Source organism: Pseudomonas sp. GW821-FHT11G12 (genome assembly GCF_058808055.1).
Window position 1 is genome coordinate 20,591 of the sequence record NZ_JBXARH010000008.1, and the last position, 20,608, is coordinate 41,198.

The window sequence follows — 20,608 nt, forward strand, 5'->3', positions numbered from 1 at the left end:
GCTTTTTTATTGGGTTGACACCTATCTGGGGCGTCTATAGAATTGCGCCTCCTTTTAACGGGCGTATTGCGCCCGGTGGGAATAGCAGCCGGAGTCTGAAATCCAATGCAAAATCAGCAAATCCGTATCAGGTTGAAGGCTTTTGACCATCGCCTGATCGACCAATCAACCCAGGAAATCGTGGAAACCGCGAAACGTACTGGTGCTCAAGTGCGTGGTCCAATTCCACTGCCTACCCGTAAAGAGCGGTTTACCGTTCTGGTTTCCCCGCACGTCAACAAAGACGCGCGTGACCAGTACGAAATCCGCACTCATAAGCGCGTTCTGGACATCGTCCAGCCAACGGATAAAACCGTTGATGCACTTATGAAGCTTGATCTTGCGGCCGGTGTGGAAGTGCAGATCAGCCTCGGCTAAGACTCGGTCTTAGTCGTGTAACGCTCTGAAATGGGCGGCCATAGCGGGTGAAAGCCCCGTACACTCATGAGGTTTACAACATGACTATTGGTGTAGTCGGTCGTAAAGCGGGTATGACCCGTATTTTCACCGAAGAAGGTGTCTCCATTCCGGTCACGGTCATTGAGATCGAGCCGAATCGCGTCACCCAGTTCAAAACTGAAGAAACCGATGGCTATCGTGCAGTGCAAGTCACTGTCGGCGAGCGTCGTGCTTCCCGTGTAACAGCTGCTCAGGCTGGCCACTTCGCTAAAGCGAACGTTGCCGCTGGTCGTACCGTAATGGAATTCCGCCTTGAAGAAGGCGAGTACCAGGCCGGCGATCTGATCAACGCTGAAATCTTCGCCGCTGGTCAACTGGTTGATGTAACCGGTCAGTCCAAAGGTAAAGGCTTCCAGGGTACGATCAAGCGTTGGAATTTCCGCGGGCAAGATAACACCCACGGTAACTCCGTATCCCACCGCGTCCCAGGCTCTATCGGCCAGTGCCAGACTCCTGGTCGTGTATTCAAGGGCAAAAAAATGTCCGGTCATATGGGCGCTGAGCGCGTGACCGTGCAGTCCCTGGAAGTAGTGCGCGTGGACGCTGAACGCAATCTGTTGTTGGTCAAGGGTGCTGTTCCTGGCGCTACTGGCGGCAACCTGGTTGTACGTCCAGCAGCCAAGGCTCGCGGTTAAGGGGAAGCTGACATGCAATTAAATGTAAATGACGCTCAAGCGATCGAAGTTTCCGAACTGACATTTGGCGGCGAGTTCAACGAGACGCTGGTTCACCAAGCAGTCGTGGCCTACATGGCCGGCGGCCGTCAAGGTAGCAAGCAGCAAAAGACCCGTTCCGACGTTCGTGGTGGCGGTAAGCGCCCATGGCGTCAGAAAGGTACTGGCCGTGCTCGTGCCGGTACTATCCGTAGCCCAATCTGGCGCGGCGGCGGTACCACTTTCGCAGCTCGTCCACAAGATCACTCCCAGAAGCTGAACAAGAAGATGTACCGCGCAGCAATGCGTTCCATCCTTGCTGAGCTGGTGCGTACTGATCGTCTGGTTGTGGTTCAGGATTTCGCAGTTGAAACTCCGAAAACCAAAGACCTGCTGGGCAAACTGAACAACATGAGCCTGACCGACGTTCTGATCGTGTCGGACGCTGTTGATCAGAACCTGTACCTGGCTGCTCGCAACCTGCCACACGTAGATGTACGTGACGTGCAAGGTTCCGATCCAGTTAGTCTGATCGCATACGACAAGGTGTTGATCACCGTGTCGGCCGTGAAGAAATTCGAGGAGCTGCTGGGATGAACCAGGAACGCGTATTTAAAGTTCTGCTTGGCCCGCACGTTTCCGAGAAGGCTACGGTTCTGGCAGACAAGAAAGGCCAGTTCGTTTTCAAGGTTGCTACTGACGCAACCAAGCTGGAAATCAAGAAGGCCGTCGAAAGCCTGTTCAGCGTGAAAGTTGAGCGTGTTACTACCCTGAACGTTCTGGGTAAGAGCAAGCGCACCGCTCGCGGTCTGGGCAAGCGTAATGACTGGAAGAAGGCAGTTATCTCCCTTCAGCCAGGCCAAGATCTCGATTTCAGCAGCAGTGCTGAGTAAGGAAGGGGTGCATCATGGCAATCGTTAAATGCAAACCGACTTCCCCTGGCCGCCGTTTTGTGGTCAAGGTGGTCAACCAGGAGCTGCATAAAGGCGCTCCTCACGCACCGCTGCTCGAGAAAAAATCGAAGTCTGGTGGTCGTAACAACAATGGCCGTATTACCACTCGTCACATCGGTGGTGGTCATAAGCAGCATTATCGTCTGGTCGACTTCCGTCGCAACGACAAAGATGGCATCGCTGCCACTGTCGAGCGTATCGAATACGATCCAAACCGTACTGCTCACATCGCTCTGCTGCTGTACGCAGATGGCGAGCGTCGCTACATCATCGCCCCTAAAGGCGTGAGCGCTGGCGACCAGCTGATCGCAGGTGCTCTGGCACCGATCAAGCCGGGCAACGCTCTGCAACTGCGCAACATTCCAGTTGGTAGCACCGTACACGGCATCGAACTGAAGCCAGGTAAAGGCGCACAAATCGCTCGTTCCGCTGGTGCTTCGGCTCAGCTGATCGCTCGTGAAGGCGTTTACGTGACCCTGCGTCTGCGTTCCGGTGAAATGCGTAAAGTACTGGCTGAATGCCGTGCGACCCTGGGCGAAGTCTCGAACTCCGAGCACAGCCTGCGTTCGCTGGGTAAAGCTGGTGCTAAGCGCTGGCGTGGCGTTCGCCCAACCGTTCGTGGTGTTGCCATGAACCCGGTTGACCACCCACATGGTGGTGGTGAAGGTCGTACCTCTGGTGGTCGTCATCCGGTATCGCCATGGGGCTTCCCGACTAAGGGCGCGAAGACTCGTGGTAATAAGCGTACCGACAAAATGATCGTCCGTCGTCGCAAGTAAATAGAGGGATACGACAGTGCCACGTTCTCTGAAAAAAGGTCCTTTTATTGATCTTCACCTACTGAAGAAGATCGAAGTGGCGGCGGAAAAGAACGATCGCAAACCAATTAAGACTTGGTCGCGTCGTTCGATGATCCTGCCACAAATGGTCGGTCTGACCATCGCAGTACACAACGGTCGTCAGCACGTCCCAGTTCTCGTTAACGAAGACATGGTCGGCCACAAACTGGGCGAGTTCGCCGGTACCCGCAACTATCGCGGGCACGTGGCAGACAAGAAAGCCAAGCGTTAAGGGGTAAGGAAATGGAAGTAGCCGCTAAGTTGTCGGGCGCTCGAATCTCCGCCCAGAAAGCCCGCTTGGTCGCCGACCAGATCCGCGGGAAGAAGGTGGGCGAAGCGCTCAACCTGTTGGCTTTCAGCAGTAAGAAAGCCGCCGAGATCATGAAAAAAGTGCTGGAGTCGGCCGTAGCCAACGCCGAGCATAACGAAGGCGCAGACGTTGATGACCTGAAGGTCAGCACCGTTTTCGTCAACGAAGGGCGTTCGCTGAAGCGCATCATGCCACGTGCCAAAGGCCGTGCTGATCGCATCGTCAAGCGGTCTTGCCATATCACTGTCAAGGTTGCTGACAAGTAACGGAGTCGAAGAGATGGGTCAGAAAGTACATCCCATTGGCATTCGCCTGGGAATCGTCAAGGAGCACACCTCCGTCTGGTACGCAGACGGTCGGACTTATGCGGACTACTTGTTCGCTGATCTGAAGGTGCGTGAATACCTCCAAGACAAACTAAAAAGCGCGTCCGTAAGCCGTATCGATATCCATCGTCCGGCCCAAACTGCACGCATCACCATCCACACCGCTCGTCCAGGTATCGTTATCGGGAAGAAAGGTGAAGATGTTGAGAAACTGCGTCAGGACCTGACCAAGCAAATGGGTGTGCCTGTGCACATCAATATCGAAGAGATCCGCAAGCCGGAACTCGACGGTATGCTGGTTGCGCAGAGCGTAGCTCAGCAGCTGGAGCGTCGCGTAATGTTCCGTCGCGCTATGAAGCGCGCTGTACAGAACGCCATGCGCATTGGTGCCAAAGGCATCAAAATCCAAGTGAGCGGTCGTCTCGGCGGTGCTGAAATCGCACGTACTGAATGGTATCGCGAAGGTCGTGTGCCACTGCACACCCTGCGTGCCGACATCGACTATGCCAACTACGAAGCTCACACCACTTACGGTGTGATCGGTGTAAAGGTTTGGATCTTCAAGGGCGAAGTAATTGGTGGTCGCCAAGAAGAACTGAAACCACAAGCACCAGCGCCTCGTAAAAAAGCTGCTAAGTAAGGGGTACGCCAAATGTTGCAACCAAAGCGTACGAAGTTCCGCAAGCAGATGACCGGCCACAACCGTGGTCTGGCACTGCGCGGTAGCAAAGTCAGCTTCGGCGAGTTCGCGCTGAAGTCTGTAGCTCGTGGTCGTCTCACCGCTCGTCAGATCGAGTCAGCGCGTCGTGCTCTGACCCGTCATGTAAAACGTGGCGGCAAGATCTGGATCCGTGTATTCCCGGACAAGCCGATCTCCAAGAAACCTCTCGAGGTTCGTATGGGTAAAGGTAAGGGTAACGTGGAGTACTGGGTTGCCCAGATTCAGCCAGGCAAAGTCCTGTATGAAATCGAGGGTGTTTCTGAAGAGCTGGCGCGTGAGGCTTTCGCCCTGGCTGCTGCAAAGCTGCCGCTCGCCACCTCCTTTGTTAAACGGACGGTGATGTGATGAAAGCGAATGAACTTCGTGAAAAATCCGCACAGCAGCTGAACGAGCAACTGCTCGGCTTGCTGCGCGACCAGTTCAATCTGCGTATGCAGAAAGCAACTGGCCAGTTGGGGCAGTCTCATCTGCTCTCGCAAGTTAAGCGTGACATCGCTCGCGTGAAGACTGTGCTCAACCAGCAGGCAGGTAAGTGATCATGGCTGAAGCCGAAAAAACTGTCCGTACGCTGACTGGCCGTGTTGTCAGCGACAAGATGGACAAAACCATCACCGTTCTGATCGAGCGTCGCGTTAAGCACCCGATCTACGGTAAATACGTTAAGCGTTCGACTAAGCTGCACGCGCACGACGAAACCAATCAGTGCCACATCGGCGACAAAGTCACTATTCGTGAAACTCGTCCGATGGCCAAGACCAAGTCTTGGGCGCTGGTTGATGTTCTCGAACGCGCTGTGGAAGTCTAAGGGCTAGGGGTCGGAGAAATTATATGATTCAGACTCAATCCATGCTCGATGTGGCCGATAACAGCGGCGCTCGCCGCGTTATGTGCATCAAGGTGCTGGGTGGCTCCCATCGTCGTTACGCTGGTATCGGTGACATCATCAAAGTTACCGTGAAGGAAGCAATTCCTCGCGGTAAGGTGAAAAAAGGCCAAGTGATGACTGCTGTTGTAGTCCGCACTCGTCACGGCGTACGTCGTGCTGATGGCTCCATTATCCGCTTTGATGGCAACGCTGCTGTTCTTCTGAACAACAAGCAAGAGCCGATCGGCACCCGTATCTTTGGGCCAGTGACCCGTGAACTTCGTACTGAGAAGTTCATGAAGATCGTCTCGCTCGCCCCAGAAGTGCTGTAAGGAGATCCGACATGCAAAAGATTCGTCGTGACGACGAGATCATCGTGATCGCCGGCAAAGACAAAGGTAAGCGCGGTAAGGTGCTGAAGGTTCTTGCTGACAACCGTCTGGTTGTTGGTGGTCTGAACCTGGTCAAGCGTCATACCAAGCCTAACCCGATGTCGGGCGTACAGGGCGGTATCGTCGAGAAAGAAGCGCCACTGCACGCTTCTAACGTCGCCATCTTCAACGGCGAAACCAACAAGGCTGACCGCGTTGGTTTCAAAGTAGAAGACGGTAAAAAAATTCGTGTCTTCAAGTCGACCCAAAAAGCGGTTGATGCTTGAACACTGCTAGGTAGAAGACCATGGCACGACTAAAAGAGATTTACCGGAAGGAAATCGCTCCGAAACTTAAGGAAGAACTTAAGCTTTCGAACGTGATGGAAGTTCCGCGCGTTACCAAAATCACCCTGAACATGGGTCTGGGCGAAGCGATCGGCGACAAAAAAGTCATCGAGCACGCTGTTGCTGACCTGGAAAAGATCACCGGCCAGAAAGTCGTTGTGACCTACGCTCGCAAATCCATCGCTGGCTTTAAAGTCCGTGAAGGTTGGCCGATCGGCGTCAAAGTGACCCTGCGCCGTGAGCGTATGTACGAGTTCCTGGATCGTCTGCTGTCGATCTCCCTGCCTCGGGTTCGCGACTTCCGCGGCCTGAATGCCAAGTCCTTCGATGGTCGTGGCAACTACAGCATGGGCGTGAAAGAGCAGATCATTTTCCCGGAAATCGACTACGACAAGATCGATGCTCTCCGCGGTCTGGACATTACCCTGACCACCACTGCCAAGAACGATGATGAAGGCCGCGCTCTGCTGCGTGCTTTCAAATTCCCGTTCCGCAACTGATTGGAGTAGGAAAATGGCCAAGAAGAGCATGAAGAACCGTGAGCTGAAGCGTCAGCTCACCGTTGCCAAGTACGCCACCAAGCGTGCAGCGCTGAAAGCTATCATCGTTGATCTGAACGCAAGTCCAGAAGCGCGTTGGGAAGCTACCGTAGCTCTGCAGAAGCAGCCACGTGATGCAAGCGCTTCGCGCATGCGTAACCGCTGCCGCCTGACTGGTCGTCCGCACGGCGTTTACCGCAAGTTCGGCCTGGGCCGTAACAAGCTGCGTGAAGCTGCAATGCGTGGTGACGTTCCAGGTCTGGTTAAAGCCAGCTGGTAATTGCTGTCAAAGTCTCGATGGTCGGGTTCGCAAGAACCTGACCATCGGTGGCCTTGAACATGAATCAAGCCCCTTTTGGGGCTTGATTCATTTCTGGGGTATGTCTAGAATGACCGGCTCGCCTGAGCCCGTGTTTTTTATGCCCGGAATTTCTCGGCGACAAGTAGTAGCCGCAAGGCTAATTTTTCTGTATTAGGAGCGTCTAGCCCATGAGTATGCAGGACCCGTTAGCGGACATGCTAACTCGAATCCGTAATGCCCAGATGGCTGAAAAGTCCGTCGTAAGCATGCCTTCTTCCACGTTGAAGGTGGCTGTAGCTAAAGTCCTGAAGGACGAAGGTTACATCGCGGGTTATCAGATCAGCAGCGAAACAAAACCACTGCTGTCTATCGAGCTGAAATATTTCGAAGGCCGTCCGGTCATCGAAGAAGTCAAGCGCGTTAGCCGTCCAGGCCTGCGTCAGTACAAGTCCGTCGAAGATCTGCCAAAAGTACGTGGCGGTCTCGGTGTGTCTATCGTCTCCACCAACAAAGGTGTGATGACTGATCGTGCTGCGCGCGCTGCCGGTGTCGGCGGCGAAGTTCTTTGCACTGTGTTCTAAGGGGGGATAAGCATGTCTCGCGTCGCTAAGAACCCCGTTAAGCTGCCAGCCGGTGTCGAAGTCAAATTCGCAGGCCAACAGCTTTCGGTGAAGGGTGCCAAGGGCACTCTCGAACTGAACGTCCATTCGTCCGTTGAGATCGTTGAAGAAGCCGGTGAGCTGCGTTTTGCTGCTCGCAATGGCGATCAACAAACTCGCGCAATGGCCGGTACCACTCGTGCGTTGGTTAACAACATGGTCCAGGGCGTAAGCCAAGGCTTTGAGCGCAAGCTCCAGCTGGTCGGTGTTGGTTACAAAGCGCAAGCAAAAGGCACAGTGCTGAACCTGGCTCTTGGCTTCTCGCACCCAGTGGATTATGAACTGCCGGAAGGCATCACCGCTGAGACCCCTAGCCAGACCGATATCCTGATCAAGGGCATCGACAAGCAGCTGGTAGGTCAAGTGGCCGCCGAGATCCGCGACTTCCGTCCACCAGAGCCGTACAAAGGCAAAGGTGTGCGCTACGCGGACGAAGTCGTCCGTCGTAAAGAAGCCAAGAAGAAGTAGGGCATAGCAAATGACCGACAAAAAAGTTACTCGACTGCGTCGCGCTCGCAAAGCACGCCTGAAAATGCACGAACTCGAAGTCGTGCGTCTCTGCGTGTTCCGCTCGTCGCAGCACATCTACGCCCAGGTCATTTCGGCCGACGGCAACAAAGTCCTGGCAAGCGCCTCGACTTTGGATAAAGAACTGCGTGATGGCGCCACTGGCAACATCGACGCGGCCACTAAGGTTGGCCAGCTGGTCGCTACGCGTGCTAAGGCCGCTGGCGTCTCGCAGGTGGCTTTCGACCGCTCTGGCTTCAAGTACCACGGCCGCGTTAAAGCGCTGGCTGATGCTGCTCGTGAAGCTGGGCTGGAGTTCTAAGTTATGTCAAATAACGACCAAAAGCGCGACGAAGGCTACATTGAGAAGCTGGTTCAAGTTAACCGCGTAGCCAAAACCGTTAAAGGCGGCCGTATCTTCACTTTCACCGCGTTGACCGTGGTTGGTGATGGTAAAGGGCGTGTTGGCTTCGGCCGTGGCAAGTCGCGTGAAGTGCCTGCTGCGATCCAGAAGGCAATGGAAGCTGCTCGCCGCAACATGATCCAGGTTGATCTGAACGGCACCACTCTGCAGTACGCAATGAAGTCCGCTCACGGCGCTTCGAAGGTGTACATGCAGCCTGCTTCTGAAGGTACCGGTATCATCGCTGGCGGCGCTATGCGTGCTGTCCTCGAAGTTGCTGGCGTTCAGAACGTTCTGGCCAAGTGCTACGGCTCGACTAACCCTGTAAACGTGGTTCACGCCACTTTCAAGGGTCTGAAGGCTATGCAGTCTCCTGAGTCCATCGCAGCCAAGCGTGGCCTGCGTGTTGAGGAGATCAAGTAATCATGGCTACCGTTAAAGTTACGCTGATCAAAAGCATGACCGGCCGCATCCCTAACCACAAACTGTGCGTTAAGGGTCTGGGTCTGCGTCGCATCGGTCACACTGTAGAAGTCCAGGATACTCCCGAGAATCGCGGGATGATCAACAAGGCTTACTACATGCTGCGTGTCGAGGGTTAATCGATGAAACTCAATGATCTGAGTCCAGCGCCGGGTTCCCGTCGCGAAAAGCATCGTCCGGGCCGTGGTATCGGTAGTGGTTTGGGTAAGACTGGTGGCCGTGGTCACAAAGGTCAGACCTCCCGCTCCGGTGGCACTATTGCTCCAGGCTTTGAAGGCGGTCAACAGCCGCTGCATCGTCGCCTGCCGAAGTTCGGTTTCGTTTCCCTGAAGGCCATGGACCGCGCAGAAGTGCGTCTGTCCGAGCTGGCTAAAGTGGAAGGCGACATCGTCACCGTGCAGTCCCTGAAAGATGCCAACGTGATCAATGTCAACGTACAGCGTGTGAAAATCATGCTGTCCGGTGAAGTGACTCGCGCTGTCACTATCGGCAAGGGAATCGGCGCCACCAAAGGTGCGCGTGCGGCTATCGAAGCAGCTGGCGGCAAGTTCGAGGAATAAATGGCTAAGCAAGGTGCTCTCTCTGCGCTCGGCAAAGGCGGTATGTCTGAACTCTGGGCTCGTCTGCGTTTTCTGTTCCTGGCGATTATCGTCTACCGAATAGGCGCACACATCCCGGTTCCAGGTATCAACCCGGACCGACTCGCGGACCTGTTTCGACAGAATGAGGGGACCATTCTTAGCTTGTTCAACATGTTTTCCGGCGGCGCGCTGGAGCGGATGAGCATTTTTGCACTGGGGATCATGCCGTACATTTCGGCATCGATCATCATGCAACTGATGACAGCCGTCAGCCCGCAGCTGGAGCAGTTGAAGAAGGAAGGTGAAGCTGGCCGTCGCAAGATCAGCCAGTACACCCGCTACGGCACCGTCGTCCTCGCTCTCGTCCAGGCCATTGGCATGTCCATTGGTCTGGCGGGGCAGGGCGTTGCGTTCACTGGTGACTTTGGCTTCCATTTCGTCGCGGTATCCACTTTTGTGGCTGGTGCGATGTTCATGATGTGGCTGGGTGAGCAGATTACTGAGCGTGGTGTAGGCAACGGTATCTCGATGTTGATTTTTTCGGGTATCGTCGCCGGTCTTCCGAGAGCAATCGGGCAGTCTTTCGAGTCTGCGCGTCAGGGTGATATCAACATCTTCGCCTTGGTTGCCATCGGTTTGCTGGCAGTAGCGATTATCGGTTTCGTGGTGTTCATTGAGCGTGGTCAGCGTCGTATCGCCGTTCACTACGCCAAGCGTCAGCAAGGCCGCAAGGTTTTCGCTGCGCAGACTAGCCACTTGCCGCTGAAGGTGAACATGGCCGGTGTTATTCCGGCTATTTTCGCGAGCAGCATTTTGCTGTTCCCGGCTTCGCTGGGTGCCTGGTTCGGTCAGTCTGAAGGTATGGGCTGGTTGCAGGACATCTCGCAGTCGATCGCTCCTGGTCAGCCGTTGAATATTCTGCTGTTTAGTGCAGGGATTATTTTCTTCTGCTTCTTCTATACGGCGTTGATGTTCAATCCGAAAGACGTAGCGGAAAACCTGAAGAAGTCCGGTGCCTTTATTCCGGGCATCCGTCCAGGTGAGCAGTCCGCGCGCTACATTGATGGCGTTCTGACTCGCTTGACCATGTTCGGTGCTCTTTACATGACGGCCGTGTGCCTGTTGCCCCAGTTCCTGGTGGTTGCAGCAAACGTTCCGTTCTACCTTGGCGGGACCTCGTTGCTGATCGTGGTCGTGGTTGTGATGGACTTCATGTCCCAAGTACAATCGCACCTCGTTTCGCACCAGTACGAATCCCTGATGAAGAAAGCCAACCTGAAGGGTTACGGCAGCGGCATGTTGCGCTGAGTACCCATAAGGTTCGAGGAGTTGGTGATGAAAGTTCGTGCATCGGTGAAAAAGCTGTGCCGTAACTGCAAGATTATTCGCCGCGAAGGTGTTGTTCGAGTAATTTGCAGCGCGGAACCGCGTCACAAACAGCGCCAAGGCTGAGTGTGATTGTGCTTCAAGCCCGGCAGCTAGTGCGCTGCCGGGTTGATTATTTGTTATTACAGCGATATTATCTCGCGCCCTATTTCTTGGCTTCCGGGGCGTAGGTAGCTGTCAATTGGAGTCCCACTGAATGGCCCGTATTGCAGGCGTTAACATTCCAGATAACAAGCATACTGTTATCTCGCTGACCTACATCTATGGTGTTGGTCGCACTACTGCACAGAAGATTTGTGCAGAGACTGGGGTAAACCCAGCCGCAAAGATCAAGGATCTGAGCGACGAGCAGATTGAACAGCTGCGTGGCGAAGTGGCGAAGTTCACCACTGAAGGTGACCTGCGTCGCGAAATCAACATGAAAATCAAGCGCTTGATGGACCTCGGTTGCTATCGCGGTCTGCGTCATCGTCGTGGTCTGCCAGTACGCGGTCAGCGTACCAAGACCAACGCGCGTACCCGTAAAGGTCCGCGTAAGCCGATCCGCAAGTAATCGCCCCAGCGAATCGACAGGAATTTAATCATGGCAAAACCTGCTGCTCGTCCTCGTAAAAAAGTTAAAAAGACAGTGGTTGATGGCATCGCCCACATCCATGCTTCTTTTAACAACACCATCGTGACCATTACCGACCGTCAAGGTAACGCTCTTTCCTGGGCTACCTCCGGTGGTTCGGGTTTCCGCGGTTCCCGCAAGTCCACCCCGTTCGCTGCTCAAGTAGCTGCTGAGCGTGCTGGTCAAGCTGCGCTGGAATACGGCCTGAAAAACCTCGACGTGAACGTCAAGGGTCCAGGTCCAGGTCGTGAATCCGCAGTCCGCGCTTTGAACGGCTGTGGCTACAAGATCGCCAGCATCACCGACGTGACGCCAATCCCGCACAACGGGTGCCGTCCGCCGAAGAAGCGCCGCGTGTAATCCAGGAGATTGTAAAGAATGGCTCGTTACATTGGTCCAAAATGCAAACTCGCTCGTCGCGAAGGCACCGATCTCTTCCTGAAGAGCGGCGTGCGCGCGATCGAATCGAAGTGCAACATTGAAGCAGCACCTGGTATCCACGGCCAACGCCGCGGTCGCCAGTCCGACTACGGCACCCAACTGCGTGAAAAGCAGAAGGTCCGTCGTATCTACGGCGTTCTCGAGCGTCAATTCAGCGGCTACTACAAAGAAGCTGCTGGCAAGAAAGGTGCAACCGGTGAAAACCTGCTGCAACTGCTCGAATGCCGTCTGGACAACGTCGTATACCGTATGGGCTTTGGTTCGACTCGTGCCGAATCCCGTCAGCTGGTATCGCACAAGTCGATCAGCGTTAACGGTCAGACCGTAAACGTTCCTTCGTACCAGGTTCGTGCTGGTGACGTGGTCGCTGTTCGCGAGAAAGCAAAAAATCAACTTCGCATTGTCCAAGCTCTCGATCTGTGTGCTCAACGTGGCCGCGTAGAGTGGGTAGAAGTAGACACTGAGAAGAAGTCGGGCGTTTTCAAGAACGTTCCTGCTCGCAGTGATCTGTCCGCCGACATCAACGAAAGCCTGATTGTCGAGCTCTACTCCAAGTAAGGGCTAGAAAATAGGTGCATCCATGCAGATTTCGGTAAATGAGTTCCTGACACCCCGCCATATTGATGTGCAGGTTGTCAGTCCAACCCGCGCCAAGATCACTCTCGAGCCTCTCGAGCGTGGTTTCGGCCACACCCTGGGCAACGCGCTGCGCCGCATCCTGTTGTCCTCAATGCCCGGCTGCGCAGTAGTCGAGGCCGAGATTGACGGTGTGCTCCACGAGTACAGCGCCATCGAAGGTGTACAGGAAGACGTAATTGAAATCCTGTTGAACCTTAAAGGTCTGGCTATCAAGCTGCACGGCCGTGACGAAGTTACGCTGACCTTGTCGAAGAAGGGTTCGGGGGTGGTTACCGCTGCCGATATTCAGCTGGATCATGATGTCGAGATCGTTAATCCCGATCACGTAATCGCTAACCTGGCGTCTAACGGCGCCCTGAACATGAAGCTCACCGTAGCTCGTGGTCGTGGTTATGAACCAGCAGACTCGCGTCAGAGCGATGAAGACGAAAGCCGCAGCATCGGTCGCTTGCAGCTTGACTCTTCGTTCAGCCCGGTTCGCCGTATCGCATACGTGGTGGAAAACGCCCGTGTCGAACAGCGTACCAACCTGGACAAGCTGGTTATTGATCTGGAAACCAACGGTACTCTGGATCCTGAAGAGGCTATCCGTCGTGCTGCAACCATCCTGCAACAGCAGTTGGCTGCGTTCGTCGACCTCAAAGGTGACAGTGAGCCAGTGGTTGTCGAGCAGGAAGACGAGATCGATCCGATCCTGCTTCGCCCGGTTGACGATCTGGAACTGACTGTACGTTCGGCTAACTGCCTTAAGGCGGAAAACATCTATTACATCGGTGACCTGATCCAGCGCACCGAAGTAGAGCTGTTGAAGACTCCGAACCTGGGCAAGAAATCCTTGACTGAAATCAAGGACGTTCTGGCCTCCCGCGGTCTGTCCCTCGGCATGCGCCTCGACAACTGGCCGCCTGCAAGTCTTAAGAAGGACGACAAGGCGACTGCCTGATCGTCGTAATCACCGAACGTAGTGTTTGGTAAGGAATGAACCATGCGTCATCGTAAAAGTGGTCGCCACCTGAGCCGCACCAGCTCGCACCGCAAGGCCATGTTCCAAAACATGGCAGTGTCGCTGTTCGAGCACGAGCTGATCAAAACTACTCTGCCAAAAGCCAAAGAACTGCGCCGCGTTGCCGAGCCGCTGATCACTCTGGCCAAGACAGACAGCGTTGCTAACCGTCGTCTGGCTTTCGACCGTACTCGTTCGAAAGCTATCGTTGGTAAGCTCTTCAACGACCTGGGCAAGCGTTACGCTACCCGTGAGGGTGGCTACCTGCGCATCCTCAAGTGCGGTTTCCGCGCTGGCGACAACGCGCCTATGGCGTACGTCGAACTGGTTGATCGTGCTGTCGGCGGTGAAGCTGTATCCGCTGAGTAAGACGTCAGTCTGAAACAAAAAACCGGGCCTAGTGCCCGGTTTTTTGTGCCCGCAAGAAATGCGCGGTTCGTACAAGCTTCTACCCTGTTTGTGTCTGCACTATGTGTTGGGATTTATCGTTAGCTTTTTTCTATTGATGACCATGAGTTAATGAATTTGTGGCTGTCATGTTGATGATCGATACTCCCCAACAAGCCGATTAGCCGGCAGTTCAAGACTGACAGAGGAAGAAGATCGCATGAGCCAGAACAAGACGCTTACGACTGCCAGCGGCGCGCCAGTCGCCGATAACCAGAACTCCCGCTCTGCCGGGCCGCGTGGTCCGTTGCTGCTCGATGACTTTCACTTGATCGAGAAGCTTGCCCATTTCAACCGTGAAAATATTCCTGAGCGCCGCGTGCACGCCAAGGGCTCGGGCGCCTACGGTACTTTCACCGTCACTCGCGATATCACGCAGTACACCAGCGCCAAGCTGTTCTCTGCGGTAGGCAAGCAGACACCAACCTTTCTGCGTTTTTCCACGGTGGGTGGTGAGCGTGGCTCGGCTGACACCGAGCGCGATCCTCGTGGCTTTGCCCTGAAGTTCTACACCGAAGAAGGCAACTGGGACATCGTCGGCAACAATACGCCAGTGTTCTTCATTCGCGATCCGCTGAAATTCCCTGACTTTATCCATACCCAGAAACGCCTGCCGCAAAGCAACCTGAAAAGTGCGCAGATGATGTGGGATTTCTGGTCGCACTCGCCTGAGGCACTGCACCAGGTCACCATTCTGTTTTCTGACCGGGGTATTCCTGACGGCTACCGCCACATGCACGGCTTCGGCAGCCACACGTACAGCTTGATCAGTGAGCAAGGCGAGCGTCATTGGGTGAAGTGGCACTACAAAACCAAGCAAGGGATCAAGAACCTTGCGCCGGCAGATGCGGCACGCCTGGCGGGTACCGATCCTGATTACGCGCAACGTGATCTGTTCGAGGCCATTGAGCGCGGCGACTTCCCGAAATGGAGCGTGTGCATCCAGATCATGACCGAAGCCCAGGCCGCAGCACATTACGAGAACCCGTTCGACGTGACCAAGACCTGGTCGCAGAAGGAGTTCCCTTTGATCGAAGTCGGTGAGCTGGAGTTGAATCGCAACCCGCTGAACTACTTCGCCGAAGTCGAGCAAGCTGCATTCGGCCCGAGCAATATGGTCCCGGGTGTTGGTCTTTCGCCGGATCGCATGCTGCAAGGTCGCGTGTTTGCCTACGCCGATGCGCATCGCTATCGCGTAGGCACCAATCACCAGCAACTGCCAGTGAACGCCCCACGCAGTCCAGTGAATACCTACCAGCGTGATGGTTCGATGGCTTTTGGCAGCAACGGTGGTGCGACGCCTAACTACGAGCCGAACAGCTACGTAGAGTCGCCAAAGCAGGCGCCGCATTACGCTGAGCCTGCGCTGGCCTTGAGTGGCGCGGCTGATCGCTACGATCACCGCGAAGACACCGACTACTACAGCCATGCCGGTGCGCTGTTCCGTTTGATGAGCAACGAACAGAAAGCGCTGTTGGTCAGCAACATCGCCGGTGCGATGACGGGGGTTTCGAGTGATGTCGTCGACCGCCAGCTGCAGCATTTCTACAAGGCCGACCCGGCGTATGGAGAAGCAATCGCAAAGCTGCTCAACGTACAGCTTAACGAAGTCTAAACGAGAAGCAGAACCGCCCTCATTAGGGCGGTTTTTGCGTTATTTAACCTGCTTTTCTCAGAATATCTTCGCTTTTATTGCGCGAAGTGAGTGACCTCGCAGTCAGGTTGGTTCAAACTACAGACTTTCAAGAAGGGAGATGTAGGGCGATGCAAGGCCACCCAGACGTTATCGATTACCTCAACACGTTGCTGACCGGCGAACTGGCCGCGCGTGACCAATATTTCGTTCACTCGCGGATGTATGAGGACTGGGGATTCACCAAGCTCTACGAACGAATCAACCACGAGATGGAAGAAGAAGCCGGTCATGCTGACGCTTTGATGCGCCGCATTCTGATGCTGGAAGGTACACCGCGCATGCGTCCTGATGATCTGGACGTCGGCACCACGGTGGAGACCATGCTCGAAGCGGATCTGCGCCTTGAGTACAAGGTGCGTGCCGCGCTGTGCAAAGGCATTGAGCTATGCGAAAAGAATGGCGACTACGTAAGCCGCGATATCCTCAAGCTTCAGCTGCATGACACTGAAGAAGATCACACCTACTGGCTAGAAAAGCAGTTGGGCCTGATCAAGCTGATCGGCATTCAGAACTACCTGCAATCTCACACATCCTGATTGCGTCAGATACAAAAAAGCCCCTGTCACTGGTGAAGTGACAGGGGCTTTTTCATGCCTGGCAATCAGGCTCGATCGCGGATCAGCAGCGGCTTGAGGTAATGGCCAGTGTGAGATTGCTTCATCTCGGCCACTTCCTCCGGTGTGCCGGTGGCGATGATCTGTCCACCTTTCGAACCCCCTTCGGGGCCGAGATCCACCAGCCAGTCGGCCGTCTTGATCACGTCGAGGTTATGCTCGATCACCACGACAGTGTTGCCGTGGTCACGCAGGCGATGCAGCACGTCGAGCAGTTGCTGGATGTCCGCGAAGTGCAGGCCTGTGGTCGGCTCATCGAGGATGTACAAGGTCTTGCCAGTGTCGCGCTTCGACAGTTCGCGAGACAGCTTGACCCGCTGCGCCTCACCGCCGGACAGCGTGGTCGCCGACTGACCGAGCTTGATGTACGACAGACCCACATCCATCAGTGTTTGCAGCTTGCGCGCCAGCGCCGGCACCGCGTCGAAGAACTCCCGCGCTTCCTCGATGGTCATCTCAAGGGTTTCGTGGATGCTCTTGCCCTTGTATTTGATCTCCAGGGTTTCGCGGTTGTAGCGTTTGCTCTTGCACACGTCGCACGGTACGTAGATGTCCGGCAGAAAGTGCATTTCCACCTTGATCAGGCCGTCGCCCTGGCAAGCCTCGCAGCGTCCGCCCTTGACGTTGAACGAGAAGCGCCCCGGGCCATAACCACGGGAGCGGGACTCGGGCACGCCGGCGAACAGTTCGCGAATCGGCGTGAACAGCCCGGTATAGGTCGCCGGGTTGGAGCGCGGTGTACGACCGATAGGGCTTTGGTCGATATCCACGACCTTGTCCAGATGCTCCAGGCCCTTGATGCTGTCGTGGGCTGCCGCTTCCAAAGTGGTTGCGCCATTGAGTGCCGTGGCGCTCAGCGGGAACAGTGTGTTGTTGATCAGCGTCGACTTGCCCGATCCGGAGACGCCAGTCACGCACGTCAGCAGGCCGATCGGGATCTCCAGGTCCACGTTGCGCAGGTTGTTGCCGCGCGCGCCCTTGAGCGACAGCACCTGTTTCTTGTTGCGCGGCGTGCGCTTGGCCGGCACTTCGATCTTGACCCGGCCCGACAGGTATTTACCGGTCAGCGAGTCCGGGTGTGCCATGACTTCGGCCGGCGTGCCTTCGGCGACGATCTGCCCGCCATGAACGCCGGCGCCCGGGCCGATATCGACCACATAGTCGGCCAGCCGGATCGCGTCTTCGTCGTGCTCGACCACGATCACGGTGTTGCCGATGTCGCGCAGGTGCTTGAGGGTGCCGAGCAGGCGATCGTTGTCGCGCTGGTGCAGGCCGATGGACGGTTCGTCGAGAATGTACAGGACGCCGACCAGGCCGGCGCCGATCTGGCTGGCCAGACGGATCCGCTGGGCTTCGCCGCCGGACAATGTGTCGGCACTGCGATCCAGCGACAGGTAATCCAGCCCCACGTTGACCAGGAACTGCAGACGCTCGCGGATCTCCTTGAGGATCTTGTCGGCGATTTCACCGCGCCGGCCAGTCATCTTCAGCTCGCCGAAGTAGTCGCAGGCATCGCCGATCGGCAGGTTGGTCACCGCCGGCAGGGTTTTCTCGCCCACCCACACATGCCGAGCTTCGCGACGCAAACGTGTACCACGGCAGTCCGGGCAGGACTGGGTGCTGAGGAACTTCGCCAGTTCTTCACGCACGCTGGCCGATTCGGTTTCGCGGTAACGACGCTCCAGGTTCGGCACGATGCCTTCGAACGGGTGCGAGCGTTTGACGATGTCGCCCCGGTCGTTGAGGTATTTGAAATCGACGTTCTGCGAGCCGCTGCCGTGCAGGATGTGCTTCTGCTGATCGGCCGGCAGTTCGTTGAACGGTTGCTCCAGGCTGAAGCCGTAATGCGCAGCCAGCGAGCCGAGCATCTGGAAGTAATAGACGTTGCGCCGGTCCCAGCCGCGAATCGCGCCCTCGGCCAGCGTGAGTTCACCGTTGACCAGACGCTTGATGTCGAAGAACTGCTTCACGCCCAGACCGTCACAGGTCGGGCAGGCGCCGGCCGGGTTGTTGAAGGAAAACAGCTTGGGTTCCAGTTCGCTGATCGCATGGCCGCAGATCGGGCAGGCGAAGCGCGCGGAGAAGATCATCTCTTCGCCCGGTTCGTCGTCCATCGGCGCTACCAGGGCGATGCCGTCCGCCAGCTTCAACGCGGTCTCGAAGGATTCGGCCAGACGCTGTTGCAGGTCGGCGCGCACCTTGAAGCGGTCAACCACGACTTCGATCGTGTGCTTCTTCTGCTTATCCAGTTTTGGCAGCTCGTCCAGCTCGCAGAGCCGACCGTTGACCCGGGCCCGGACGAAACCCTGGGCACGCAGTTCTTCGAATACCGAAAGGTGCTCGCCCTTGCGCTCACGGATCACCGGGGCCAGCAGCATCAGTTTGCTGCCTTCCGGCTGAGCCAGCACCAGGTCGACCATCTGGCTGACGGTCTGGGCTTCCAGCGGGATGTCGTGATCCGGGCAGCGCGGTGTGCCGACGCGTGCATAGAGCAGACGCAGGTAGTCGTAGATTTCGGTGATGGTGCCGACCGTGGAGCGCGGGTTGTGCGAGGTCGACTTCTGTTCGATGGAGATCGCCGGCGACAGACCTTCGATGGTGTCGACGTCGGGTTTTTCCATCATCGACAGGAACTGCCGGGCATAGGCCGACAGGGATTCGACATAGCGGCGCTGACCTTCGGCGTACAGCGTGTCGAAGGCCAGGGACGACTTGCCGGATCCGGACAGGCCGGTGATGACGATCAGTTTGTCCCGTGGCAGGGTCAGGTCGATGTTCTTCAGGTTGTGGGTACGGGCCCCACGTATCAGGATCTTGTCCAAAGTGGCCTCGCTCGGCGGGCGTCGAAAACACAGGAGTATACGGCCAAATACTGGATGGATGCACACTATCAAATGAAGGGATTTCTGCCTTACATGAAGAGAGTTTCATCTGTACGTGGCAAAGCGTCGCGATATACCCCGTCTTTCGATGGGACTGGTAGAATCGCCGCCGGTTCACACGAGGTTTTTCCATGCACGATCCCCACAGCGAACGCATGAGTGGCAGCGAGACCCGCGCGGCGAGCGGTCTGGCCCTGGTGTTCGCCTTCCGTATGCTTGGCATGTTCATGGTGCTGCCGGTACTGGCAACCTATGGCATGGATCTGGCGGGAGCGACCCCGGCCCTCATCGGGCTGGCGATTGGCGCTTACGGCTTGACCCAGGCGATTTTCCAGATTCCGTTCGGGATCATTTCCGACCGCATAGGCCGTCGTCCGGTGATTTACCTGGGGCTGATCGTCTTCGCCCTCGGCAGTGTGCTGGCGGCCCAGGCCGACTCGATCTGGGGCGTGATTGCCGGCCGGGTCCTGCAGGGTGCCGGCGCGATTTCAGCGGCGGTCATGGCGTTGCTGTCCGATCTGACTCGCGAACAGCACCGCACCAAAGCGATGGCCATGATCGGCATGACCATCGGCCTGTCGTTCGCCGTGGCCATGGTGGTCGGTCCGCTGCTGACCCGCGCATTCGGTCTGTCCGGCCTGTTCCTCGCCACTGGCGGGATGGCACTGGTCGGCATCGTGATCGTGATGTTCATGGTGCCGAAGTCCACCGGGCCGCTGAGTCATCGTGAGTCCGGCGTGGCGCGTCAGGCGTTGATGCCGACGCTCAAACACCCGGACCTGCTGCGGCTGGACCTGGGCATTTTTGTGTTACATGCGATGTTGATGTCGAGCTTCGTCGCGCTGCCCCTGGCGCTGGTCGAAAAGGCCGGTCTGCCCAAGGAACAGCACTGGTGGGTCTACCTCACAGCCTTGCTGATCTCGTTCTTCGCCATGATCCCGTTCATCATCTACGGCGAGAAGAAACGCAAAATGAAACGAGTTTTGCTCGGCGCCGTGATGACGCTGATGTTCACTGAGCTATTCTTCTGGCAGTTCGGTGACAGCCTGCGGGCTCTGGTGATCGGGACGGTGGTGTTCTTCACCGCGTTCAATCTGCTGGAGGCTTCGCTGCCGTCGCTGATCAGCAAGGTTTCACCGGCAGGTGGCAAAGGCACGGCCATGGGCGTGTACTCCACCAGCCAGTTCCTCGGTTCTGCACTCGGCGGGATTCTCGGCGGCTGGATGTTCCAGCATGGCGGTCTGTCGGTTGTGTTCCTCGGATGTGCCGGGCTGGCTGCACTTTGGCTGGCCTTTGCTGTTACCATGCGCGAACCTCCCTACGTGACGAGCCTGCGTCTGCCGTTGTCGCCCGAAGCGATCCGCGAAGCGGGTCTGGTCGAGCGCCTCAAGGCCCTCGTAGGGGTAACTGATGCAGTCATAGTCGCTGATGAAGCGGCGATCTACATCAAACTGGACACCGAATTAATGGATCGCACCACTCTTGAGCGCCTGGTGAACAACCCGGTGCAGACTGCGTGCGAAGCCTAGGA

At 56.3% G+C, this 20,608-nt stretch carries 32 protein-coding genes; 31 read left to right on the forward strand and 1 reads right to left on the reverse strand.

All coding sequences use genetic code 11. From position 1 onward, the window contains the following. The first annotated feature begins 105 nt into the window (after positions 1-105). The 30 genes from rpsJ (at position 106) to bfr (ending at position 16,117) form a co-directional block, all read left to right on the forward strand. Entirely contained in the window at positions 106-417 is a 312-nt protein-coding gene (rpsJ, locus tag AC1RR7_RS21570; protein WP_003186070.1) for a 30S ribosomal protein S10, read from the forward strand. Between the two features lie 80 nt (positions 418-497). After that, positions 498-1,133 (forward strand): 50S ribosomal protein L3, encoded by a 636-nt coding sequence (gene rplC, locus AC1RR7_RS21575; protein ID WP_007955641.1) that lies wholly within the window; start codon positions 498-500, stop codon positions 1,131-1,133. A gap of 12 nt (positions 1,134-1,145) precedes the next feature. Continuing rightward, positions 1,146-1,748, forward strand: a complete 603-nt coding sequence (gene rplD, locus AC1RR7_RS21580; protein ID WP_003228735.1) for a 50S ribosomal protein L4 — start codon at positions 1,146-1,148, stop codon at positions 1,746-1,748. Continuing rightward, complete coding sequence (rplW, locus tag AC1RR7_RS21585) at positions 1,745-2,044, forward strand: 50S ribosomal protein L23 (protein WP_002555488.1); 300 nt, start codon at positions 1,745-1,747, stop codon at positions 2,042-2,044. The genes rplD and rplW overlap by 4 nt, the downstream gene beginning before the upstream one ends. A gap of 14 nt (positions 2,045-2,058) precedes the next feature. Further along, the gene (gene rplB, locus AC1RR7_RS21590; protein WP_003186055.1) at positions 2,059-2,883 is read left to right on the forward strand and encodes a 50S ribosomal protein L2; all 825 of its coding nucleotides are present in this window, start codon (positions 2,059-2,061) and stop codon (positions 2,881-2,883) included. Positions 2,884-2,899: 16 nt separating this feature from the next. Continuing rightward, a complete protein-coding gene (gene rpsS, locus AC1RR7_RS21595; protein WP_011336172.1) occupies positions 2,900-3,175 on the forward strand; it encodes a 30S ribosomal protein S19 in 276 nt (91 codons plus the stop codon). Positions 3,176-3,186: 11 nt separating this feature from the next. After that, complete coding sequence (gene rplV / locus AC1RR7_RS21600) at positions 3,187-3,519, forward strand: 50S ribosomal protein L22 (RefSeq protein ID WP_003103908.1); 333 nt, start codon at positions 3,187-3,189, stop codon at positions 3,517-3,519. A 13-nt stretch (positions 3,520-3,532) separates the two neighbouring features. Then, a complete protein-coding gene (gene rpsC / locus AC1RR7_RS21605) occupies positions 3,533-4,219 on the forward strand; it encodes a 30S ribosomal protein S3 (RefSeq protein WP_003176422.1) in 687 nt (228 codons plus the stop codon). A 12-nt stretch (positions 4,220-4,231) separates the two neighbouring features. Continuing rightward, positions 4,232-4,645, forward strand: coding sequence for a 50S ribosomal protein L16 (gene rplP, locus AC1RR7_RS21610; RefSeq protein ID WP_003228729.1), 414 nt, complete (start codon positions 4,232-4,234; stop codon positions 4,643-4,645). Next, positions 4,645-4,836: a 50S ribosomal protein L29 gene (rpmC, locus tag AC1RR7_RS21615; RefSeq protein ID WP_002555481.1), complete on the forward strand. Its 192-nt coding sequence runs from the start codon at positions 4,645-4,647 to the stop codon at positions 4,834-4,836. The genes rplP and rpmC overlap by 1 nt, the downstream gene beginning before the upstream one ends. Positions 4,837-4,838: 2 nt before the next feature. Next, complete coding sequence (gene rpsQ / locus AC1RR7_RS21620) at positions 4,839-5,105, forward strand: 30S ribosomal protein S17 (RefSeq protein ID WP_003194644.1); 267 nt, start codon at positions 4,839-4,841, stop codon at positions 5,103-5,105. Between the two features lie 23 nt (positions 5,106-5,128). After that, the gene (gene rplN / locus AC1RR7_RS21625) at positions 5,129-5,497 is read left to right on the forward strand and encodes a 50S ribosomal protein L14 (RefSeq protein ID WP_002555479.1); all 369 of its coding nucleotides are present in this window, start codon (positions 5,129-5,131) and stop codon (positions 5,495-5,497) included. A gap of 11 nt (positions 5,498-5,508) precedes the next feature. Continuing rightward, positions 5,509-5,823, forward strand: a complete 315-nt coding sequence (gene rplX / locus AC1RR7_RS21630) for a 50S ribosomal protein L24 (protein WP_003186046.1) — start codon at positions 5,509-5,511, stop codon at positions 5,821-5,823. 20 nt (positions 5,824-5,843) lie between these two features. Continuing rightward, positions 5,844-6,383: a 50S ribosomal protein L5 gene (gene rplE, locus AC1RR7_RS21635; RefSeq protein ID WP_003210069.1), complete on the forward strand. Its 540-nt coding sequence runs from the start codon at positions 5,844-5,846 to the stop codon at positions 6,381-6,383. Between the two features lie 13 nt (positions 6,384-6,396). After that, complete coding sequence (gene rpsN / locus AC1RR7_RS21640) at positions 6,397-6,702, forward strand: 30S ribosomal protein S14 (protein WP_003228726.1); 306 nt, start codon at positions 6,397-6,399, stop codon at positions 6,700-6,702. A 209-nt stretch (positions 6,703-6,911) separates the two neighbouring features. Next, on the forward strand, positions 6,912-7,304 hold the full coding sequence (rpsH, locus tag AC1RR7_RS21645) for a 30S ribosomal protein S8 (RefSeq protein WP_003228724.1): 393 nt from the start codon (positions 6,912-6,914) through the stop codon (positions 7,302-7,304). Between the two features lie 12 nt (positions 7,305-7,316). Further along, a complete protein-coding gene (rplF, locus tag AC1RR7_RS21650) occupies positions 7,317-7,850 on the forward strand; it encodes a 50S ribosomal protein L6 (RefSeq protein ID WP_025129400.1) in 534 nt (177 codons plus the stop codon). Between the two features lie 10 nt (positions 7,851-7,860). Further along, positions 7,861-8,211, forward strand: coding sequence for a 50S ribosomal protein L18 (gene rplR / locus AC1RR7_RS21655; RefSeq protein WP_003186037.1), 351 nt, complete (start codon positions 7,861-7,863; stop codon positions 8,209-8,211). A 3-nt stretch (positions 8,212-8,214) separates the two neighbouring features. Then, a complete protein-coding gene (rpsE, locus tag AC1RR7_RS21660) occupies positions 8,215-8,715 on the forward strand; it encodes a 30S ribosomal protein S5 (RefSeq protein ID WP_007955637.1) in 501 nt (166 codons plus the stop codon). A gap of 2 nt (positions 8,716-8,717) precedes the next feature. After that, a complete protein-coding gene (gene rpmD / locus AC1RR7_RS21665; RefSeq protein ID WP_003176408.1) occupies positions 8,718-8,894 on the forward strand; it encodes a 50S ribosomal protein L30 in 177 nt (58 codons plus the stop codon). A 3-nt stretch (positions 8,895-8,897) separates the two neighbouring features. Beyond that, on the forward strand, positions 8,898-9,335 hold the full coding sequence (rplO, locus tag AC1RR7_RS21670; protein WP_003228720.1) for a 50S ribosomal protein L15: 438 nt from the start codon (positions 8,898-8,900) through the stop codon (positions 9,333-9,335). Further along, the gene (secY, locus tag AC1RR7_RS21675; RefSeq protein WP_003228718.1) at positions 9,336-10,664 is read left to right on the forward strand and encodes a preprotein translocase subunit SecY; all 1,329 of its coding nucleotides are present in this window, start codon (positions 9,336-9,338) and stop codon (positions 10,662-10,664) included. A 27-nt stretch (positions 10,665-10,691) separates the two neighbouring features. Next, positions 10,692-10,808 carry a 50S ribosomal protein L36 gene (gene rpmJ, locus AC1RR7_RS21680; RefSeq protein ID WP_002555468.1) on the forward strand — a complete coding sequence of 39 codons (117 nt, stop codon included), beginning with the start codon at positions 10,692-10,694 and terminating at the stop codon, positions 10,806-10,808. Between the two features lie 130 nt (positions 10,809-10,938). Further along, positions 10,939-11,295 carry a 30S ribosomal protein S13 gene (rpsM, locus tag AC1RR7_RS21685; protein ID WP_009045849.1) on the forward strand — a complete coding sequence of 119 codons (357 nt, stop codon included), beginning with the start codon at positions 10,939-10,941 and terminating at the stop codon, positions 11,293-11,295. Positions 11,296-11,325: 30 nt separating this feature from the next. Then, positions 11,326-11,715, forward strand: coding sequence for a 30S ribosomal protein S11 (gene rpsK, locus AC1RR7_RS21690; RefSeq protein WP_002555466.1), 390 nt, complete (start codon positions 11,326-11,328; stop codon positions 11,713-11,715). A gap of 18 nt (positions 11,716-11,733) precedes the next feature. Beyond that, positions 11,734-12,354 carry a 30S ribosomal protein S4 gene (rpsD, locus tag AC1RR7_RS21695; RefSeq protein ID WP_003176404.1) on the forward strand — a complete coding sequence of 207 codons (621 nt, stop codon included), beginning with the start codon at positions 11,734-11,736 and terminating at the stop codon, positions 12,352-12,354. Positions 12,355-12,376: 22 nt separating this feature from the next. Beyond that, positions 12,377-13,378 (forward strand): DNA-directed RNA polymerase subunit alpha, encoded by a 1,002-nt coding sequence (locus AC1RR7_RS21700; RefSeq protein ID WP_003186012.1) that lies wholly within the window; start codon positions 12,377-12,379, stop codon positions 13,376-13,378. Between the two features lie 42 nt (positions 13,379-13,420). Beyond that, positions 13,421-13,807, forward strand: a complete 387-nt coding sequence (gene rplQ, locus AC1RR7_RS21705; RefSeq protein WP_007955635.1) for a 50S ribosomal protein L17 — start codon at positions 13,421-13,423, stop codon at positions 13,805-13,807. A gap of 238 nt (positions 13,808-14,045) precedes the next feature. After that, complete coding sequence (locus AC1RR7_RS21710) at positions 14,046-15,500, forward strand: catalase (RefSeq protein WP_493158402.1); 1,455 nt, start codon at positions 14,046-14,048, stop codon at positions 15,498-15,500. Positions 15,501-15,649: 149 nt separating this feature from the next. Continuing rightward, positions 15,650-16,117, forward strand: coding sequence for a bacterioferritin (gene bfr, locus AC1RR7_RS21715; RefSeq protein WP_085733015.1), 468 nt, complete (start codon positions 15,650-15,652; stop codon positions 16,115-16,117). A 65-nt stretch (positions 16,118-16,182) separates the two neighbouring features. On the opposite strand, the gene uvrA is transcribed toward bfr, so the two are convergent. Next, a complete protein-coding gene (gene uvrA / locus AC1RR7_RS21720) occupies positions 16,183-19,017 on the reverse strand; it encodes an excinuclease ABC subunit UvrA (protein WP_192559116.1) in 2,835 nt (944 codons plus the stop codon). Positions 19,018-19,208: 191 nt separating this feature from the next. Here uvrA and AC1RR7_RS21725 point away from each other — a divergent pair, with 191 nt between their 5' ends. Then, positions 19,209-20,606: an MFS transporter gene (locus AC1RR7_RS21725; RefSeq protein WP_102620888.1), complete on the forward strand. Its 1,398-nt coding sequence runs from the start codon at positions 19,209-19,211 to the stop codon at positions 20,604-20,606. Positions 20,607-20,608: the final 2 nt, after the last annotated feature.

What these genes read in the sequence shown, in the direction of transcription:
- rpsH (WP_003228724.1), top strand. Translation starts at nt 6,912, where the DNA reads ATGAGTATGCAGGACCCGTTAGCGGACATGCTAACTCGAATCCGTAAT.
- rpsJ (WP_003186070.1), top strand. Translation starts at nt 106, where the DNA reads ATGCAAAATCAGCAAATCCGTATCAGGTTGAAGGCTTTTGACCATCGC.
- rplQ (WP_007955635.1), top strand. Translation starts at nt 13,421, where the DNA reads ATGCGTCATCGTAAAAGTGGTCGCCACCTGAGCCGCACCAGCTCGCAC.
- AC1RR7_RS21725 (WP_102620888.1), top strand. Translation starts at nt 19,209, where the DNA reads ATGCACGATCCCCACAGCGAACGCATGAGTGGCAGCGAGACCCGCGCG.
- rplO (WP_003228720.1), top strand. Translation starts at nt 8,898, where the DNA reads ATGAAACTCAATGATCTGAGTCCAGCGCCGGGTTCCCGTCGCGAAAAG.
- rpsQ (WP_003194644.1), top strand. Translation starts at nt 4,839, where the DNA reads ATGGCTGAAGCCGAAAAAACTGTCCGTACGCTGACTGGCCGTGTTGTC.
- rpsM (WP_009045849.1), top strand. Translation starts at nt 10,939, where the DNA reads ATGGCCCGTATTGCAGGCGTTAACATTCCAGATAACAAGCATACTGTT.
- rplE (WP_003210069.1), top strand. Translation starts at nt 5,844, where the DNA reads ATGGCACGACTAAAAGAGATTTACCGGAAGGAAATCGCTCCGAAACTT.
- rpsE (WP_007955637.1), top strand. Translation starts at nt 8,215, where the DNA reads ATGTCAAATAACGACCAAAAGCGCGACGAAGGCTACATTGAGAAGCTG.
- bfr (WP_085733015.1), top strand. Translation starts at nt 15,650, where the DNA reads ATGCAAGGCCACCCAGACGTTATCGATTACCTCAACACGTTGCTGACC.
- rplF (WP_025129400.1), top strand. Translation starts at nt 7,317, where the DNA reads ATGTCTCGCGTCGCTAAGAACCCCGTTAAGCTGCCAGCCGGTGTCGAA.
- rplV (WP_003103908.1), top strand. Translation starts at nt 3,187, where the DNA reads ATGGAAGTAGCCGCTAAGTTGTCGGGCGCTCGAATCTCCGCCCAGAAA.
- AC1RR7_RS21710 (WP_493158402.1), top strand. Translation starts at nt 14,046, where the DNA reads ATGAGCCAGAACAAGACGCTTACGACTGCCAGCGGCGCGCCAGTCGCC.
- rplD (WP_003228735.1), top strand. Translation starts at nt 1,146, where the DNA reads ATGCAATTAAATGTAAATGACGCTCAAGCGATCGAAGTTTCCGAACTG.
- rpsC (WP_003176422.1), top strand. Translation starts at nt 3,533, where the DNA reads ATGGGTCAGAAAGTACATCCCATTGGCATTCGCCTGGGAATCGTCAAG.
- rpmJ (WP_002555468.1), top strand. Translation starts at nt 10,692, where the DNA reads ATGAAAGTTCGTGCATCGGTGAAAAAGCTGTGCCGTAACTGCAAGATT.
- rplW (WP_002555488.1), top strand. Translation starts at nt 1,745, where the DNA reads ATGAACCAGGAACGCGTATTTAAAGTTCTGCTTGGCCCGCACGTTTCC.
- rplX (WP_003186046.1), top strand. Translation starts at nt 5,509, where the DNA reads ATGCAAAAGATTCGTCGTGACGACGAGATCATCGTGATCGCCGGCAAA.
- rplP (WP_003228729.1), top strand. Translation starts at nt 4,232, where the DNA reads ATGTTGCAACCAAAGCGTACGAAGTTCCGCAAGCAGATGACCGGCCAC.
- rplN (WP_002555479.1), top strand. Translation starts at nt 5,129, where the DNA reads ATGATTCAGACTCAATCCATGCTCGATGTGGCCGATAACAGCGGCGCT.
- rpsD (WP_003176404.1), top strand. Translation starts at nt 11,734, where the DNA reads ATGGCTCGTTACATTGGTCCAAAATGCAAACTCGCTCGTCGCGAAGGC.
- secY (WP_003228718.1), top strand. Translation starts at nt 9,336, where the DNA reads ATGGCTAAGCAAGGTGCTCTCTCTGCGCTCGGCAAAGGCGGTATGTCT.
- rpsK (WP_002555466.1), top strand. Translation starts at nt 11,326, where the DNA reads ATGGCAAAACCTGCTGCTCGTCCTCGTAAAAAAGTTAAAAAGACAGTG.
- rplR (WP_003186037.1), top strand. Translation starts at nt 7,861, where the DNA reads ATGACCGACAAAAAAGTTACTCGACTGCGTCGCGCTCGCAAAGCACGC.
- rpmC (WP_002555481.1), top strand. Translation starts at nt 4,645, where the DNA reads ATGAAAGCGAATGAACTTCGTGAAAAATCCGCACAGCAGCTGAACGAG.
- rplB (WP_003186055.1), top strand. Translation starts at nt 2,059, where the DNA reads ATGGCAATCGTTAAATGCAAACCGACTTCCCCTGGCCGCCGTTTTGTG.
- AC1RR7_RS21700 (WP_003186012.1), top strand. Translation starts at nt 12,377, where the DNA reads ATGCAGATTTCGGTAAATGAGTTCCTGACACCCCGCCATATTGATGTG.
- rplC (WP_007955641.1), top strand. Translation starts at nt 498, where the DNA reads ATGACTATTGGTGTAGTCGGTCGTAAAGCGGGTATGACCCGTATTTTC.
- rpmD (WP_003176408.1), top strand. Translation starts at nt 8,718, where the DNA reads ATGGCTACCGTTAAAGTTACGCTGATCAAAAGCATGACCGGCCGCATC.
- rpsN (WP_003228726.1), top strand. Translation starts at nt 6,397, where the DNA reads ATGGCCAAGAAGAGCATGAAGAACCGTGAGCTGAAGCGTCAGCTCACC.